Here is a 15,978-nt window from a genome sequence, read left to right on the forward strand (position 1 = left end):
CGGTCGCCTGGGTCAGGCGCCGCGCGCGGCCTCCAGCGCGCGGGGCAGGGCCTCGGCCAGGACGTCGAGATCGGCCTCGGTGCCCGCGCTGATGCGGATGCAGCGGTCCTGCGGCGCGACAAAGGGCATTCGGACAAAGACGCCCTCCTGCGCCAGGGCCTGCAGCACCTTGCGCGCGAAAGCGCCGTCCTGCCCGCAATCGACGGCGACGAAATTGGTGGCGGATTTCAGCGGCTCGAGCCCGTTGTCGCGGGCGATCTGGCCGATGCGGTCGCGCGCCTGCGCGACCAGCTCGATCACCTCTTCCAGCCAGTCGTCGTCGTTCAGCGCGGCCAGAGCGCCCGCTTGTGCTGCGCGGTTCATGCCGAAATGGTTGCGCACCTTGTCGAAGGCGCGGATCAGCGCCGGCGCGCCCACTGCATAGCCGACACGCGCGCCGGCCATGCCGTAGGCCTTGGAAAACGTCCGGAACCGGATCACCCGCGGATCGGCGGGGTCGATCCGGGGCGCGGTGCCGTCGGGCGCGAATTCGACATAGGCCTCGTCCAGCGCAAGGATCGTGCCCTCGGGCAGCGCGTCGAGCGCGGCCTTGATCTTGTGGCCGGAATGCCAGCTGCCCATCGGGTTGTCGGGATTGGCGAGGTAGATCAGCTTGGCGTCGACCTTGTGCGCGGCCTCGATCAGCGCGTCGATATTCTCGGCATCGTCGCGGTAGGGCACCTTGTGCAGCTGCCCGCCGAACCCGTGGACGTGATAGTTGAAGGTGGGATAGGCCCCGTCGGATGTGACGACCGCATCGCCCTCTTCGACCAAGAGCCGCACCAGATATCCCAAAAGCCCGTCGATGCCTTCGCCCACGACGATGTTTTCGGGCGTGCAGCCCATGCGCACGGCCAGCGCGCCCTTGAGGTCGTAATTCGTGGCGTCGGCGTATTTCCAGATCTCGGCCGATTCGTCCTGCATAGCGGCGATGGCCCAGGGCGAGGGGCCAAAGACGCTTTCGTTGGCGCCCAACCGGGCGCGGAACGCCTGGCCGAGAGCGCGCTCTTGCACCTCGGGACCCACAAAGGGTACGGTTTCGGGCAAGGCGGCGATCAGGTTTGGAAATCTGGGTCCGGTCATGATGTTGTTTATGGCACAGGCGCTGGCGGGGACAAGTGGGTGACGCGATCCGACAGATCCGGGCCCTGCGGTTTCCCAAGCCGGATCGCAGCGCGCGTTGACGTCACGAGTGGCAATGTTCTTCACAAGCCAATTGTCAGGGTGACGGTCGGGGGCAAGATGTCTGCTCACCTGCGCAGCGTATTCGAGGTTCTTCCCACGGCCCTGCGGTCACGCTGGCGGCTGCGCGCAAGCGGCGTGGAAATCGGCGACCAGACGGTGCGTCTGGCGCCGCGGCTGGATGCGCTCGTTCTTGTCGAGCGGGGCCGGAGGCTTTTGGCCGAGGGGCGGCGGATCGAGGCGCTGAAGGTGTTCGCCGCCGCGCTGGAACGCGATCCGGGTGTGGTCTTGCTGGACTGGGGGCTGCCCATGCCGCCCGGCGCGGGCGGGATCGCCCCTCTGGAATGGCGGATGAAGGTGCGCTGGCGAGAATTCTACGAGGCGGCGAAGGACAGCCCGGCAGGGCGTCTGAGGGCGATGCCGACGAAATCCGATTTCCGCAAATGGATCGTCGAGCAGGGCGTTCCGGTCAGCCGCCTGATCGCTACGGCGGAAACCGTGCGCGCGCTCGACTTCGACGCGCTGCCCCGGCGCTACATCATCAAGCCGGCCGATGCCTCCTCGTCCAAGGGCGTGTTCCGGGTCGACGGGTCCGAGGTGCGCACCCTCGCCGGCTGGCGCCATCTCGAGGGCAAGAGCGTGGCCGCCATCGTCCGGCGCAGATATGCGGAGGTCGGTCTTGGCAAGCAGGAAGTGCTCGTCGAGGAGGCCGAGCGCGACGTGACGGACCCGACGCTGGAAATCCCGCGCGATGTCAAGATTTTCGCCGCCCGCGGCCGGGCCACCTTTGTGCAGGTGCTGGATCGCAACGGGCCCGAGGGACGCAAGGGTATGGCGACGGTGGCGCGGGACTGGTCCCGCCTGCCGGCCAGCGCCACCTGGCCCGAACTGGAGTCTGAGCCCAAGCCAAAGGGGTTCGACGAGGCCATTGCGCTGGCCGAGCGGCTGTCGCTTGCCTTCCCGATGCTGCTGCGGTGGGATTTCTTCCTGACGCCGGAGGGCCCCAAGTTCTGCGAACTGACCCGGTTCCCGAACGCCGGAAAAGGGTTCCAGCCGTGGATGGAGCGCGCGATCTTCCAGCTGATGGAACTCGACAGCCTCTGCTGACCCGCGCCCGGCGCCTTGGTTAGCGCGCCAGCACTGGCGCGGCGCCCACCGCCGCCGGATCGTCCAGCGCGCGCACCACGTAATCGGCCACGTCGGCGCGGCTGATCAGACCCAGCCGCCAGTCTTTCGGATCGGTCAGCACCTTGTAGCTGCCGGTGCGCGGCCCGTGGGTCAGGATCGTGGGGCGCGCCAGAGTCCAGCGCAGGGTCGAGGCACGGATCATTTCCTCCTGCCGGGTCTTGTCCTTGTAGGGCTCGCCCAGCAGGAATGAATGCCCCATCCGCTCGAGCCGGCTCAGCGCCGAGACGCTGTCGCCCGCGGCAATGCCCGTGACGCAGATCAGCCGGTCGGGGCCCTGCGCCTCCATCAGCGGCAGCAGCACGCGGGTCGCGTCGGAAAAGAGCGTGACCTTCTGCCAGAGCATCGCGATGCTTTCCTTGATCCCCAGCGTCATCGCCACTGCGTCGACCCCATCCAAAGCCCGCGCCACGTCCTCGGCGCTGGTGGCGTCGCCGTCCATCTTTTCGAGCAAAGGGTGGTCCAGCGCGATCCCGCCGGCGCTGCGCGAAAAGGCGCGCACCGCGTGGCCCGCGTCCAAAGCCGCCTTGACGGTTTCCAGCCCGATGCCCTTGCTTGCCCCGATCACCAGCAGTTTCATGTCGTCCCTGCCCCCCGTATTTCCCATGGTCGCAACGCGGCCCCGCTTGACCGCGTTCCCGCAAACCGCCACTTATCGCGAAACCCGCCGTAGGAAAGGCAGTCATGGCCAGAACTCCCGCCCCTTTCGCCGCTTACGAATGGATGATCGCCTGGCGCTACCTGCGCGCCAAGCGCGCCGAGGGCGGTGTCAGCGTGATGACCTGGATCAGCCTTATCGGGATCACGCTGGCGGTCTTTGCGCTGATCGCCACGCTGGCGGTGCGCTCGGGCTTCCGGGCGGAATTCGTCGATACGATCCTGGGCTCGAACGCCCATGTGACGCTGACCTACACGGTCGCGGTGGATGCAGAAGGTCAGCCCTCGCGCGCGATCACCGATTACGAGGCGCTGGCCGAACGCGTGGCTGAGGTGCCGGGCGTCACCCGCGCGGCGCCGCTGGTCAAGGGTCAGGTCATGGGCACCGCGAACGGGCGCAACGCAGGCGTCGAGGTCTTTGGCATCAGCGCCGTGAACCTGTCGACCCTGCGCCGCATCGTCGATCCCGACACCTCGCGCGGCGATCTGTCGATGTTCGCCGAGGGCGTCGCCATCGGGTCGGGCGTGGCGCGGGAATTGCGGGTGGGGCTGGGCGACCAGATCCGCCTGATATCGCCCGACGGGGTCAAAACCGCCTTCGGCATCAGCCCGCGCATCAAGACCTACGAGGTCGTCTATATCTTTTCGGCAGGGCGCTACGACATCGACCGCACCCGGGTCTACATGCCCTTCGAGGAAGCGCAGCTTTACTTCAACTCGGAAGGGGCGGCCGACGAGATCGAGGTCATGGTCGAGGACCCCGAGGCGGTGAACGACATGGCCGGCCCGATCCTGCGCGCCGCCGGCGACCGGGTGCTGATCTGGACCTGGCAGGACGCCTCGGGCGGGTTCCTGCGCGCGCTCGAAATCGAGGACAACGTGATGTTCGTGATCCTTTCGGTGCTGGTGCTGATCGCGGCGATGAACATCGTCTCGGGGCTGATCATGCTGGTCAAGAACAAGGGCCGCGACATCGGCATCCTGCGCACCATGGGCCTGACCGAAGGCGCGGTGCTGCGGGTCTTCTTCATCTGCGGATCGTTCACCGGGCTGATCGGCACCGCGATGGGCGTGGCGCTGGGCTGCCTTTTCGCGATCTACATCGACCCGATCTTTTCGTTTGTGAACTACGTCGCGGGCGGCGGGGTCTGGGATCCGTCGATCCGGGGGATCTATGCGCTGCCCGCCAAGCTCGAACTGGCGGACGTGCTGTCGGCGGTGACGCTGTCGCTGGGGCTGAGCTTTGTGGTGACGATCTTTCCGGCGCGCCGCGCGGCCCGGCTGAACCCGGTGGAGGCGCTGCGTTATGAGTGACCCCGCGCTGCGCCTGAGCGGCATCGCCAAGACCTACAATCCCGGCCTGCCCAACGAGGTCCGGGTGCTGCGCGGCATCGACCTTGCGGTGCAGCGGGGCGAAGTGGTGGCGCTGGTGGCACCTTCGGGCGCGGGCAAGTCGACGCTGCTGCATATCGCCGGGCTGCTGGACACGCCCGACGCCGGGACAGTGGCCATCGCGGGCGAAGAGATGCAGGGCAAATCCGACCGCCGCCGCACCGCCATGCGGCGCAACGCGGTGGGCTTCGTCTATCAGTTCCACCACCTGCTGCCGGAGTTTTCGGCTTTGGAGAACATCGCCCTGCCGCAGCTCGCCAACGGCGCCCCGCGCGCCGAGGCCGAGGCGCGGGCGCGCGATCTGCTGGCGGGCGTCGGCATCGCCGAACGCGCCGATCACCGCCCGGCGGCGCTGTCGGGGGGCGAGCAGCAGCGGGTGGCCTTCTGCCGCGCGCTGGCCAACCGCCCGGCGCTCTTGCTGGCGGACGAGCCGACGGGCAACCTCGACCCGGCGACCTCGGACCAGGTGTTCGGCGCGCTGATGGCGCTGGTGCGCGACACCGGCCTGGCGGCGCTGATCGCGACGCATAACCTGGAACTGGCGGGCCGGATGGACCGGCAGGTGCGGCTGGAGGCGGGCGTTCTGCACGGGGGGTGACGCCTTTCCTTTTGGGCGCAATCGGATAGCCTGCCCCGGATTTCATCGACAGGACACGCCATGACCGCCTATCCCATCTCGCAGATCGAAGACCTCTCCGCCCGCGCGTTGACCCGGCATGGCGCCGCCGATTGGGTGGCGCGCGAAATGGCCAGCGCCATCGCCTGGGCCGAGGCGCGGGGCAACCGGATCTGCGGGCTTTACTACCTGGAAAGCTATTGTCAGCAGCTGCGCTCGGGCCGTGTCGATGGCAACGCGGAACCGGGCATTACCCGCCCCAAGGCCTCGGTGCTGATGGTGGATGCGCGGAACGGCTTTGCGCAGACCGCCTTTGCACGCGCCCTGCCGCAAGCCTGCGAGATCGCCGCCGAGACCGGCCTTGCCTCGGTCGCCATCGGCCACGCGCATACCTGCACCGCCTTGGGCTATTTCACCGAACAGATCGCCCGCAAGGGGTTCATCGGGCTGGGCCTGACCAACGCCTCGCCCATTGTCGCGCCGCCGGGGGGCAAGACCCGGGTGATCGGCACCAACCCCATCGCCTTTGCAGCGCCCGACGGGCAGGGCGGGGTGGCGATGATGTTCGACCAGTCCACGACCACCGTGGCGCTGGGCCGCATCACCATGGCCAAGGCCGCCGGAGAGCCGATCCCCGAAGGCTGGGCCGTCGACGCCGAGGGCCGCCCCACCACCGACCCCGAGGCAGCGCTGGCCGGATCGCTGGTCAGCATGGGCGGCTACAAGGGCTGGGGGTTCGGCCTGATGGCGGAACTGATGGCGGCGGGGCTGACCGGCGGGCTGGCCAGCCGGGACGTCAAGCCGCTCAAGGCGCCTGAGGGCGCGCCGCACGATCTGGGGCAGTATTTCCTGCTGATCGACCCGTCGCTGTCGGGCGTCTTCTTCGACCGGCTGGATCAGGTCGCCGCCGCCGTGGCCGAGGACGACGGCGCGCGGATGCCCGGCCGCGGCAAGACCCCGGTCGAGACCGCCAAGGTGCCCGATGCGCTTTGGGAACAGCTGCGGGGGCTGGCGGGGGCGTAACGGGCGCTCACGGCAATGTTGGGTGTCTGGGCGCGGCGCTCGGCTATGTTTCATGACAGAGATAGCAGAGGAGTGACCCCATGCGCCGTCCCGCCCTTGCCATTGCCGCCGCGCTGGCGCTGAGCTCTGCCGCCGCCGCCGCGCCCGTCGCCTTCGACGGCAGCTGGAAGACCCAGCGCTTCTCGCTCTTTTCGTCGAACGATTACGGCTTTGGCGGCGACACGCTGACGGTGCGGTCCGAGGGGTCGGTGTCGCTGGCCTACCGCCCGCTGCCCGAGACCTTATGGACCAGCCAGAGCGCAAGCTGGGCCTGGGCCGTGGATCAGGGCGTTCCGGCCACCGATCTGCGCCGCAAGGGCGGCGACGACCGCAACCTCGCTTTGTATTTCGTGTTCCTGCCCGCAGCCGAGGCCGAGCGGATGAAAGGCTCGAACGTGCGCAAGCTTTTGGGCAACGACAGCGCGCGGGTGCTGGTCTATGTCTGGGGCGGCGACCACAGGCGCGGCGCGGTCCTGCCCAGCCCCTATCTTGGCGCGCGCGGCAAGACGGTGGTGCTGCGCCCCTCGGGCACCGGATCGGCGCGCGAACGCGTCGATCTGGCGGGCGATTACGCGCGCGCCTTCGGCGGCGATCCGGGCGCGCTGGTCGGGTTGGCCGTGTCCGGCGACAGCGACGATACCGACAGCCGCATCGACGCCCGGATCAGCGGTCTGCAGCTGAACTGAGCGCTGCCGTCAGCCGCGCTGGGTCAGCCAGACGCCCACCGCCATCAGTGCGACGCCGCTGGCCCGCGTCAGCGTGATCGGGCTGACCCGCGCGCCGAAAAGGCCGAACTGGTCGATCGCGGCGGCGCTGATCATCTGCCCCAGAAGCACGAAAAAGATCGCATTTCCGATGCCGAAATACGGCGCGATGAAGGTCACGCTGAGCACGTAGAAGGCCACCAGAAGCCCCGCCAGAAAGAGATGCCTCGGCGCGCCGGCCGCCTGCGCCAGCGCCCCCGGCCCGGTGATCAGCAGCAAGGCCGCGCAGGCCATGAAGGCGACCGAGAAGAGGATCGTCGCCGCCGCCACGGGCGAGCCCATGTGCTGCCCCAAAGCCGCGTTCAGCGCCGCCAAAAGCGGGATGCCGATGCCCGAGGCCAGCATGATCAGCGCGTAATGGGCCATTGCGGTCTTCCTTTGCCGTGGGTGCGGGCGAGTCGCCCGTGCCACCATGACTAGAGCGCGCGGGCTTGTCACCTGCCGGCTGACACAGATCAAGGCGGCCCGCCCCGGTTTTGCCCGACCTTCGGCCAGAGTGGCGGACGAAGGGGGCGCGATGAGACACCTGGCGATCTTGCTGGCGGCGGCCGTGGCGGCCTGCGCGCCGGTGCCCGAGACCGATCTGGGCGCGCGGTTCTTTGCCGAGAATTGCGCGCTCTGCCACGGTCGCGCGGGGCAGGGCGACGGCACGCTTGCAGAGGACCTGCCGGTGGCGGTTCCCGACCTCACCACGCTGGCAGCGCGCAACGGCGGGGACTTCCCCGAGGCGGCGGTCATGGCACAGATCCACGGCTATCCCGGGCGCCACCACAGCAGCGTGATGCCGGAATTCGGCCCTCGCATGGCGGGACGGGTGGCGGAGTGGACCGCGCCTTCGGGCAAGGTGATCGCGACGCCGGTCGCGCTGCTGGAGCTTGTCGACTACCTGAAGACCATTCAGCGATAGGGCTTGCAGGATCGGGTGCCTCGGGCGACACATGGGGACGCAGGCAGGACGAAAGAGGCAGGCCGATGAAAACACCCTGGATCGCGGCGGCGCTGACTGGAGCCATCATGACCGGCTGCACCGCCATGGACGAAATGCCCCAGCCCGGCGAGGGCCGCGCGCTGTTTCAGGAAAACTGCGCGGTCTGTCATGGCGCAGAGGCCCGGGGCGACGGCCCGATGGCGGATGGGCTGGACAAAAAACCCGCTGATCTGACGCGGATCGCCGCGCGCAACGGCGGCAGCTTTCCGCGCGCAGAGGTGCTGTCGCTGATCGACGGCTACGCGCGCTCTGACCTCGAGGGGCCGGGGATGCCTGAATTCGGCGAGCTTCTGAAGGGCGATCTGGTGCCGCTCGACACCGGCGACGGCATCCTGACCCCGACACCGCGCAAGCTGGTGGCGCTGATGGAATATCTCGAATCCATCCAGACCGGGCAGTAGCGCGTTCAGTCGCGCGCCACCGCCTTGCGCACCATGTCCCAGTAGATCGTCAGCACCTGATCGCGTGACAGCCGCCCGCCCGCGCGATACCAGGTGTTCACGCCGGTCAGCATGGCGATCACGGCCAGCGTGGCGATCTTGGTGTCGGGCACGTCGAAGACGCCCGCCTCGCGGCCTTTGCGCAGGATCGTCTCGAGCTCGTCCTCATAGCTGCGCCGCAGCCGCTCGATCACGTCGAAATGGGCCGCATCGAGGTTGCGCAGCTCCATATAAGAGATGAACACCGCCTCGGGCCGTTCGAGATGAAAGGCGATGTGGAATTCGACAAAGCCGCGCAGGGCCGCGACCGGATCGGCGGGATGCGATTCGGCGGCGCGGGCGGCCAGCAGGTCGTCCATATGGCCCTTGAGCAGGGAAAAGAGCAGCGACTGCTTGTCGGGCGTGTATTTATAAAGCGCGCCCGCCTGTACCCCGACCTCTCGCGCGATCTGGCGCATCGACACGGCGGCATAGCCGTGCTGGGCGAAAAGCCGCAGCGCCGCCGCGCGGACCCGTGGGCCGGTGATGTCGGAGTGCGAACCTGCGGTACGTGCCATGCCCGCCATGGTTATATGAACGGCCGTTCAAATCAAGCCTGCCGCTTGCCCTGTCCGCCCCGCTGCGGCATGAAAAGGGCGAAAGGATCCGCGATGCTGCGCCGACTCGCCTTGTTTCTCTGTCTCAGCGCCTGCACCCAGTTTCCGGCGCTGGACCGGGCCGCGACGCCGGGGATAGAGACCGCGCCGTTTCCGGCGCTTCTGCCGCTCGATGCTTTGCTGGCGGGGACAGAGCCCGTGACCTCGCCTGAAATGGTCGCCGGGATCGGAGCGCGCGCCGCGGCGCTGCGCGGGCGGGCGGTGCGCCTGCAGGGGCCGGTTATCGACCGGGCGACACGCGCGCGGATGCGGCGCGGGGTCGGTCCGGTCTGAACGCACAAGCAGTCCGTGGGGGTCATTGCACCCCGCGCAGGTTGCGAGTAAGCGGACAGGCGACGATTTACCCGGAACGGAGCCCCCTCATGTCTGATCCCTTGCGCCTCGGAATTGCCGGATTGGGGACCGTCGGCGCAGGCGTGCTGCGCATCGTGCGGCAGAAGACGGCGCTGATGCGGGCGCGCACGGGCCGCGAGATCGTGATCTCGGCGGTATCGGCGCGCGACCGCAACCGCGACCGCGGCGTGCCGATCGGCGATTACGCCTGGGAGGACGACGCCGTGGCGCTGGCCAAGCGCGACGACGTGGACATCTTCGTCGAGCTGATCGGCGGAGAGAACGGCCCCGCCAAGGCCGCGACCGAGGCCGCGCTGAACGCCGGCAAGGACGTGGTGACCGCCAACAAGGCGCTGCTGGCGCATCATGGCCAGGCGCTGGCGGAGCTGGCCGAGGCCAAGGGCGCGGTGCTGCGCTTCGAGGCGGCGGTGGCGGGGGGCATACCGGTCATCAAGACGCTGACCGAGGCGCTGGCGGGCAACGACATCACCCGGGTGATGGGCGTGATGAACGGCACCTGCAATTATATCCTGACGCGGATGGAGGATGCGGGCCTGAGCTATGAGGAGGCCTTTGCCGAGGCCGACGGGCTGGGCTATCTCGAGGCGGATCCGAACCTGGACGTGGGCGGCATCGACGCCGGGCACAAGCTGTCGATCCTCGCGGCCATCGCCTTTGGCACCCAGGTGAATTTCGACGCGGTCGAGCTGGAGGGCATCGGGCGCGTCACCATCGAGGACATCCGCCAGGCCGCCGACATGGGCTATCGCATCAAGCTTTTGGGCGTCAGCCGGATGACGGGCCGGGGGCTGGAACAATCCATGGCGCCGTGCCTGGTGCCCGAGACCAGCCCGCTGGGCCAGCTGCAGGGCGGCACCAACATGGTGGTGATCGACGGCGATCAGGTGGGGCAGATCGTGCTGCGCGGCGCCGGCGCGGGGGCCGGCCCGACCGCGAGCGCGGTGATGGGCGACATTCTGGATATCGCGCGGGGCACCCGTGTGGCGACCTTCGGCCAGCCCGCGACCAGCCTGCGCGCCGCCAAGCCCGCGCGCGCCGCGACGCCGGTGCCCTATTACCTGCGCATGGCCCTGCTGGACAAGCCGGGGGCGCTGGCCAAGGTGGCGACGGCGCTGGGCGATGCGGGGATCTCGATCAACCGGATGCGGCAGTACGACCATGTGACCGACACCGCGCCGGTGCTGATCGTGACCCACAAGACGACGCAGGAAAGCCTGGACGCCGCGCTGGCGGCAATGGGCAAGACCGGCGTGGTCGACGGCGAACCTGTGGCGCTGCGCATCGAAGAAGTCTGAGCGCGTCCTCGCGTTCTCGCCCGATTGCCCCACCGCTCCGCGACAATCGCGCTATCGTTAGGTTTTCGTTAACCAAACCGGCGCCCGCGCCCGAATGAAACCGCATTCGCTGCGTAATGCGAGCACAGTTGCACGGCCTTTTGACTCTACGTCCCGCCGAAGTGCGGGATTTGTCGTGATGTGTCAGAAAGGCCCGTAGTCATGCCACCCAACCTGCGCCTATTCCACTCTGCCAACGGCAATGGCCATGACATCGACGATATGGTCGATTTCGGTGCAGAGTTTCTCCGGACGCTGATCGTGACGGGCAAGGGCGACGACACGGTCATCGGCGGCGCGGCGCGCGACAAGATCCAGACCGGCAAGGATGACGACGAGGCCTGGGGCGGGGACGGCAACGATCTGATCCGTGGCGGCAAGGGGCTCGACTTTCTGAACGGCGAGGCTGGGCGCGACCGTATCTGGGGCGGCCAGGGGGCCGACACGATCGACGGCGGCGCGGGCAACGACACCATCCTGGGCGGCCTCGGGCACGACCTGCTGACAGGCGGCGGCGGGCACGACCGGATTTTCGCGGGCAAGGGCAACGACGTGATCGCGGGCGGCACGGGCGACGACACGATCCGCGGCGGCGCGGGCGACGATACGGTGGTGTTCGAAGGCTCGGTCTTCGATTTCGACATCACCGCCGCAGGTGGCGGCTGGACCTTTGTCGAGGACCTTTCCGGCACGGGCGGGCGCGACAAGCTGCGCGGCGTCGAGGTACTGCAATTCGACGACGCCACGGTGACGCTCTCTGGCGGCAACGCGCCGCTGGTTCTGGCCGAGCCGGTCACGGCGCTGGCGGGCGAGGTGACGGTCTTCGACATCCGCGCCTTCGACTTCGACGGCGACGCGATGTCGCTCGATGCTTTGTCGGTCAGCGGTCCGGGCAGCGTCAGCGCCGGAGCGGCTGTCTTGGACGCGACGGGCGGGACGGTGTTCCAGCTCTCCTTCGACACTGAGGGCGGCTACCGGTCGCTGGGTGTGGGGGCCGATGCGGTCGAGACGGTGACCGTCACCGTGCGCGACGACGGCGGGTCGGAAACCCAGGTGCAGTTGGCGCTGACGGTGATGGGCGTGAACGACGCGCCGGTGATCGACGCGGTCACCGGGCTTGGCGACGTCTTGAACCCTGACGCCCAGACCACCGCCAGCGGCAGCGTGCTGGCCAGCGACCCCGACACCGGCGATACGCTGAGCTATGCCGTCGAGGGCGGCGGGAACGGCGACTTCGGCACGCTGAGCGTCGGTGCGGGCGGGGCGTGGAGCTATACGCTCGACCCCGGGGCGGATATTCCGCTGGACGGGGGCGAGGACACATTTGTCTTTGTGGTCAGCGACCAGCACGGCGCGCGCGACACCCAATCGGTGAGCTTCGACGTGACCGCGCCCGCGCCGGAACCAGAGCCCGAACCGGAGCCCGCGCCCGAACCCGTGCCCGAACCCGCGCTTGTGCCGGAGGCGACGCTGCTGACCTTCGAGGATCTGTCGGACGACACGACGCACCGGTTCGCCGTGCCCGAAGGCTACGGCGGGCTGGACTGGTCGGAATGGGCGCTGATCATGGAAACCGACGAACACACCGGCACCGGAACAGGCTATGTCACCGGGGCGGTGTCGGGCGACAATATCGTCTACAACAGCTACAGCCGCGATCTGACCATTTCCCGCGATACGCCGTTCGACCTGGAATCGGCCAGCGTGACGGCGGCGGTGCGCGACGGGCTGGTGCTGACGGTCACGGGCTTTCTGGACGGTGCCGAAACCGGTGCGATCGACATCGCGCTGTCGCGAAGCACGCCGACCCCGGTGGAGTTCGACGATGCGATCTTCGACGCGGTCGATGCGGTGACCTTTTCGACCAATTTCAACTCGCTCGGCCAGTTCGCGATGGACGACCTGCTGTATATCGGCTGACAGCGGCACGCCGGGGACGTCATAGGCACAGGCGGCCGCGCGCCACCGTTTGATGTGCCTGCGCGCTGTGCCGGGCTCAAAATCGCCCCACGCCGCGCGGGAAACGCCCTATTCGGCGCTTTCGAGGCCCTGTGCCCTTGTGAACCGGGGGGGCGCTGGGATACATCGCTGGAAAGGACTTGCATGAGGGACGTGGATTATGGCCGTCGATTTCAATGACCGGATGCTTTCGCTGGGGCTGGCGCGGGTCGCCGAACAGGCGGCCATCGCCTCGGCCAACCTGATCGGGCGCGGCGACGAGAAGGCCGCCGACCAGGCCGCCGTCAACGCGATGCGCGAACAGCTCAACAAGCTGGACATCAAGGGTGTCGTCGTCATCGGCGAGGGCGAGCGGGACGAGGCCCCGATGCTTTATATCGGCGAAGAGGTCGGCAGCGGCGAAGGCCCCGGCGTGGACATCGCGCTCGACCCGCTGGAGGGCACGACGCTGACCGCCAAGGACATGCCCAACGCGCTGACGGTGATCGCCATGGGCCCGCGCGGGTCGATGCTGCACGCGCCGGACGTCTATATGGACAAGCTGGCCATCGGGCCGGGCTACCCGGAAGGCGTGGTGACGCTGGACATGGCGCCCGCGGAACGGGTGTCGGCGCTGGCCACGGCGCGCGGCTGCGCGCCGTCGGACATCACGGTCTGCATTCTGGAACGTCCGCGTCACGAGGCCATGATCGCCGAAGTGCGCGAGACCGGCGCGGCGATCCGCCTGATCACCGACGGCGACGTGGCCGGCGTGATGCATTGCGCCGAACCGGATGTGACCGGCATCGACATGTACATGGGCGAGGGTGGCGCGCCCGAGGGCGTGCTGGCCGCTGCCGCGCTGAAATGCATGGGCGGGCAGATCCAGGGCCGGCTTTTGTTCCGCAACGACGACGAGCGCGGTCGGGCGGCCAAGGCGGGGATCACCGATCTGGACCGGGTCTACACCCGCGACGACATGGTGACCGAGGATGTGATCTTTGCCGCTACCGGCGTGACCAGCGGGTCGCTGTTGCCGGGGATCAAGCGCGAGGTCGGTTATCTGACCACGGAAACCATCCTGATGCGGTCGAAGACCGGGTCGGTGCGGCGGATGACCTACCGCAACCCGGTCCGGTGAACCGCGGATTTTTGGCAAAGGGTGCAGGTGGGGGCGCTGCCCCCGTCGCCCAAGGGCGACTCCCCCGGAGTATTTTTGCCAAGAAGAAGAGGGCAGGGTTTGGCCTTTCTGGGTGTTGAACAGAGCCTGACCGGGCGGCGCTGGGTCGGACCCGACACCGAGGTTGCCCGGCACGCCGAGGCGATGGCGCAACAGACCGGGCTGGCAGGGGCGGTCTGCCAGACATTGGCGCGGCTGGGCGTGCCGGTGGCCGAGGCGCGGGGCTATCTGGAGCCGAAGCTTCGCGATCTATTGCCCGACCCGCGTGATCTGAAGGACATGGAGGCGGCGGCGGCGCGTGTGCTGGCGGCTGTGGCCGGGCGGCAAAGGATCGCGGTCTTTGCGGATTACGACGTCGACGGCGGGGCCTCGGCGGCGCTGCTGCTGGACTGGCTGGGTCAGCAGGGTATCCGCGCGACGCTGTATGTGCCGGACCGGATCGACGAGGGCTACGGCCCCAACGAGCCCGCCATGCGCGAGCTGGCCCGGCAGCACGACCTGATCGTCTGTGTCGATTGCGGAACGCTGTCGCACGGGCCCATCGCCGCCGCCGAGGGGGCGGATGTTGTCGTGCTGGACCACCACCTGGGCGGCGAGACGCTGCCCGACGCATGGGCCGTGGTGAACCCCAACCGGCAGGATGAGGACGGCGCGCTGGGCCATCTCTGCGCCGCCGCCGTGGTGTTCCTGATGCTGGTCGAGGCCAACCGTCAGATGCGCGCGGCCGGGCAGGCGGGCCCCGATCTGATTGCGATGCTCGATCTGGTGGCGCTGGCGACCGTGGCCGATGTGGCCCCGCTGCGTGGGGTCAACCGCGCGCTGGTGCGCCAGGGGCTGCAGGTCATGGCGCGCCGCGATCGTCCAGGTCTGGTGGCGCTGGCCGATGTGGCCCGGCTGGAACGCGCGCCCGCCGCGTATCACCTTGGGTTCGTGATGGGCCCGAGGGTGAACGCGGGCGGGCGGATCGGGAAGGCCGACCTGGGCGCGCGGCTTTTGGCGAGCAGCGATCCGCACGAGGCGCAGGCCATGGCCGAGCGGCTCGACCAGCTCAACACCGAGCGTCGCGAGATCGAGGAGGCGGTGCGCGCCGCCGCCCTCGCCCAGGCCGAGGAACGCGGGCTGGACGCGCCGCTGGTCTGGGCCGCCGGAGAGGGCTGGCATCCGGGTGTCGTGGGCATCGTCGCCTCGCGCCTGAAGGAACTGACCAACCGCCCGGCGGTGGTGATCGGGCTCGACGGGGCCGAGGGCAAGGGTTCGGGCCGGTCGGTCGCCGGGGTCGATCTGGGGGCGTCGGTGCAAAGGCTGGCCGCCGAGGGGCTGCTGATCAAGGGCGGCGGCCACCGCATGGCCGCCGGTCTGAGCGTGACCCGCGATCGCCTGGAAGCCGCGATGGCCCGGCTGACCGAGTTGCTGGCCAGGCAGGGCGCGGGGCAGGGCGGCGCGGCGGATCTGCGCCTCGACGGGCTGCTGATGCCGGGGGCCGCCAGCGTCGAGCTGGTGGAGCAGCTGGAAGAGGCCGGGCCCTTCGGCGCGGGGGCGGCCGCACCGCGCTTCGTGATGCCGGACGTGCAGATCGGCTTTGCCAAACAGGTCGGCAGCGGCCACCTGAAGCTGCGCTTCGGCGACGGGCTGGGCGCGCAGCTCGACGCGATCTGCTTTGGCGCCTACGACGGTCCGCTGGGCCTGGCGCTGGAACGCCATGGCGGCCAGCGATTCCATCTGGCCGGAAAGCTCGACATCAACGAATGGGGTGGCCGCCGGAGCGTTCAGCTGCGACTGGACGACGCCGCCCCGGCCACCGACGAGAGCCGATCAACCGACTGACATTGTTCGAGTTTTCAGAGGCGTTCGGGTCCGGCGGCCAAAGCCGCGAAATTCCGAAATTTCCGCTTGCAAGGGCCGGACAGTTTGCCTAGTAACGCGTCACGCCAAGGTATGGCCCGTTCGTCTATCGGTTAGGACGCCAGGTTTTCAACCTGGAAAGAGGGGTTCGATTCCCCTACGGGCTGCCACAAAACATATCAAGATATTGATAAAAAAACACTTATTCGCCTTTGATCAGGCGAACTAGCCTATATGCTGGCCATTGGCCAAAGTGTTAGGGAAGAAGTGGCCACCGCTGTGTTGTATGTCAGAACATGCCCAGCCTGAACTAGCACTCGAACTACGCGCGCGCGTAGAGATGATTCAA

General features: G+C 68.4%; 16 protein-coding genes and 1 tRNA gene. 13 read left to right on the forward strand and 4 right to left on the reverse strand.

Going from position 1 to position 15,978, the window contains the following annotated elements; all coding sequences use genetic code 11:
- Positions 1 to 12: 12 nt before the first annotated feature.
- On the reverse strand, positions 13 to 1,122 hold the full coding sequence (locus RXV88_RS16195) for a pyridoxal phosphate-dependent aminotransferase (protein ID WP_316294535.1): 1,110 nt from the start codon (positions 1,120 to 1,122) through the stop codon (positions 13 to 15).
- 159 nt (positions 1,123 to 1,281) lie between these two features.
- On the opposite strand from RXV88_RS16195, the gene RXV88_RS16200 reads away from it, so the two are divergent.
- On the forward strand, positions 1,282 to 2,328 hold the full coding sequence (locus tag RXV88_RS16200) for an ATP-grasp fold amidoligase family protein (protein WP_316294536.1): 1,047 nt from the start codon (positions 1,282 to 1,284) through the stop codon (positions 2,326 to 2,328).
- A gap of 19 nt (positions 2,329 to 2,347) precedes the next feature.
- Here RXV88_RS16200 and RXV88_RS16205 read toward each other — a convergent pair whose 3' ends face one another.
- Complete coding sequence (locus tag RXV88_RS16205) at positions 2,348 to 2,986, reverse strand: NAD(P)-dependent oxidoreductase (RefSeq protein ID WP_316294537.1); 639 nt, start codon at positions 2,984 to 2,986, stop codon at positions 2,348 to 2,350.
- Between the two features lie 104 nt (positions 2,987 to 3,090).
- Between RXV88_RS16205 and RXV88_RS16210 the strand changes: the two genes are divergently transcribed.
- The 4 genes from RXV88_RS16210 to RXV88_RS16225 all read left to right on the forward strand — a co-directional run bounded on the left by RXV88_RS16210 (position 3,091) and on the right by RXV88_RS16225 (position 6,819).
- The gene (locus RXV88_RS16210) at positions 3,091 to 4,377 is read left to right on the forward strand and encodes a lipoprotein-releasing ABC transporter permease subunit (RefSeq protein WP_316294538.1); all 1,287 of its coding nucleotides are present in this window, start codon (positions 3,091 to 3,093) and stop codon (positions 4,375 to 4,377) included.
- Positions 4,370 to 5,053, forward strand: a complete 684-nt coding sequence (locus RXV88_RS16215; RefSeq protein WP_316294539.1) for an ABC transporter ATP-binding protein — start codon at positions 4,370 to 4,372, stop codon at positions 5,051 to 5,053. Before RXV88_RS16210 ends, RXV88_RS16215 begins: the two co-directional genes overlap by 8 nt.
- 60 nt (positions 5,054 to 5,113) lie before the next feature.
- Positions 5,114 to 6,094, forward strand: coding sequence for an Ldh family oxidoreductase (locus RXV88_RS16220; protein ID WP_316294540.1), 981 nt, complete (start codon positions 5,114 to 5,116; stop codon positions 6,092 to 6,094).
- Positions 6,095 to 6,174: 80 nt separating this feature from the next.
- Entirely contained in the window at positions 6,175 to 6,819 is a 645-nt protein-coding gene (locus tag RXV88_RS16225) for a DUF3047 domain-containing protein (protein WP_316294541.1), read from the forward strand.
- Between the two features lie 9 nt (positions 6,820 to 6,828).
- Here the strand turns inward: RXV88_RS16225 and RXV88_RS16230 are convergent, their stop codons facing one another.
- Entirely contained in the window at positions 6,829 to 7,263 is a 435-nt protein-coding gene (locus RXV88_RS16230) for a DMT family transporter (protein WP_316294542.1), read from the reverse strand.
- Between the two features lie 46 nt (positions 7,264 to 7,309).
- Here RXV88_RS16230 and RXV88_RS16235 point away from each other — a divergent pair, with 46 nt between their 5' ends.
- Together RXV88_RS16235 and RXV88_RS16240 are read left to right on the forward strand one after the other, a co-directional pair.
- Positions 7,310 to 7,804: a cytochrome c gene (locus RXV88_RS16235; protein WP_316294543.1), complete on the forward strand. Its 495-nt coding sequence runs from the start codon at positions 7,310 to 7,312 to the stop codon at positions 7,802 to 7,804.
- 65 nt (positions 7,805 to 7,869) lie between these two features.
- Positions 7,870 to 8,286: a cytochrome c gene (locus RXV88_RS16240; RefSeq protein ID WP_316294544.1), complete on the forward strand. Its 417-nt coding sequence runs from the start codon at positions 7,870 to 7,872 to the stop codon at positions 8,284 to 8,286.
- Between the two features lie 5 nt (positions 8,287 to 8,291).
- Here RXV88_RS16240 and RXV88_RS16245 read toward each other — a convergent pair whose 3' ends face one another.
- Positions 8,292 to 8,882: a TetR/AcrR family transcriptional regulator gene (locus RXV88_RS16245; protein WP_316294545.1), complete on the reverse strand. Its 591-nt coding sequence runs from the start codon at positions 8,880 to 8,882 to the stop codon at positions 8,292 to 8,294.
- A 93-nt stretch (positions 8,883 to 8,975) separates the two neighbouring features.
- On the opposite strand from RXV88_RS16245, the gene RXV88_RS16250 reads away from it, so the two are divergent.
- The 6 genes from RXV88_RS16250 to RXV88_RS16275 all read left to right on the forward strand — a co-directional run bounded on the left by RXV88_RS16250 (position 8,976) and on the right by RXV88_RS16275 (position 15,799).
- Positions 8,976 to 9,254 carry a hypothetical protein gene (locus tag RXV88_RS16250; RefSeq protein ID WP_316294546.1) on the forward strand — a complete coding sequence of 93 codons (279 nt, stop codon included), beginning with the start codon at positions 8,976 to 8,978 and terminating at the stop codon, positions 9,252 to 9,254.
- An 89-nt stretch (positions 9,255 to 9,343) separates the two neighbouring features.
- A complete protein-coding gene (locus RXV88_RS16255) occupies positions 9,344 to 10,630 on the forward strand; it encodes a homoserine dehydrogenase (RefSeq protein ID WP_316294547.1) in 1,287 nt (428 codons plus the stop codon).
- Positions 10,631 to 10,831: 201 nt separating this feature from the next.
- Complete coding sequence (locus RXV88_RS16260; RefSeq protein ID WP_316294548.1) at positions 10,832 to 12,589, forward strand: calcium-binding protein; 1,758 nt, start codon at positions 10,832 to 10,834, stop codon at positions 12,587 to 12,589.
- A 199-nt stretch (positions 12,590 to 12,788) separates the two neighbouring features.
- Positions 12,789 to 13,748, forward strand: a complete 960-nt coding sequence (gene glpX, locus RXV88_RS16265) for a class II fructose-bisphosphatase (RefSeq protein WP_316294549.1) — start codon at positions 12,789 to 12,791, stop codon at positions 13,746 to 13,748.
- Positions 13,749 to 13,847: 99 nt separating this feature from the next.
- The gene (recJ, locus tag RXV88_RS16270) at positions 13,848 to 15,611 is read left to right on the forward strand and encodes a single-stranded-DNA-specific exonuclease RecJ (protein ID WP_316294550.1); all 1,764 of its coding nucleotides are present in this window, start codon (positions 13,848 to 13,850) and stop codon (positions 15,609 to 15,611) included.
- A gap of 113 nt (positions 15,612 to 15,724) precedes the next feature.
- Positions 15,725 to 15,799, forward strand: a tRNA-Glu gene (locus tag RXV88_RS16275).
- Positions 15,800 to 15,978: the final 179 nt, after the last annotated feature.

The sequence above is a fragment of the Aestuariicoccus sp. MJ-SS9 genome, from assembly GCF_032586235.1.
GTDB lineage: Bacteria > Pseudomonadota > Alphaproteobacteria > Rhodobacterales > Rhodobacteraceae > Aestuariicoccus.